The sequence below is a fragment of the Pelomonas sp. KK5 genome (assembly GCF_001984095.1).
GTDB lineage: Bacteria > Pseudomonadota > Gammaproteobacteria > Burkholderiales > Burkholderiaceae_C > KK5.
In genome coordinates this window covers 1-581 of the sequence record NZ_LYVQ01000536.1, presented here as the reverse complement: position 1 = coordinate 581, position 581 = coordinate 1, and the positions used below count along the sequence as shown (strand labels likewise).

At 58.9% G+C, this 581-nt stretch carries 1 protein-coding gene; it reads left to right on the top strand.

The features are described 5' to 3' along the window. The first annotated feature begins 62 nt into the window (after positions 1-62). The gene (locus B0W88_RS33365) at positions 63-557 is read left to right on the top strand and encodes a hypothetical protein (protein WP_144007161.1); all 495 of its coding nucleotides are present in this window, start codon (positions 63-65) and stop codon (positions 555-557) included. Positions 558-581 lie beyond the last annotated feature (24 nt).

Here is a 581-nt window from a genome sequence, read left to right as displayed (position 1 = left end):
ACCCGCAGTTCCAGCCGACGCCTAACGGCGCGGCTGAACGCAATCGTTAGGTGCTTTGCAGAATGTCGCCGCTCACTGCTGCTGCCACCTATGAACGGGCTCGCCGGCTGGCCAACCTAGCAGTGTGGTCCGTCGATCTTCAATGCCGGCGGCTTCGGTCGACGGAGCCTGAAGATGAAGTCTTTCTCTTTCGCAAATGGGCGGACTTCGGCTTCTTGGTTGTTGCTCTCACACGGTTACGTCGGGCGGCTTCCTTGGCGGCCGAACTGCCCGAGATTCGTTTGCTTGTCCAACCGGCGCTAAGGCAGTTTGACCTTTCCGTCCCTGACCTCAAGCGCATGCGCGATGTAGCAGAGCATATTGACGACTACGCCCTTGATCGAGGGCGGAGCAGATCAGTGGCTCGCAACTCGCTTGAGGTGTCGTCTTTGAATGACGACGGTCCAACTCTTGAGTGGCTTGAAGCGCGCCTCAACGCCGAGGAGGCTCTGCACGCGGCGCAGCGACTATTCCGTGCAATTCAGGAGGCATCAAGTGCATTTCAACCACGCACCTAACCTGGCATTCCAGCGGACGCCTAA

What these genes read in the sequence shown, in the direction of transcription:
- B0W88_RS33365 (WP_144007161.1), top strand. Translation starts at nt 63, where the DNA reads ATGTCGCCGCTCACTGCTGCTGCCACCTATGAACGGGCTCGCCGGCTG.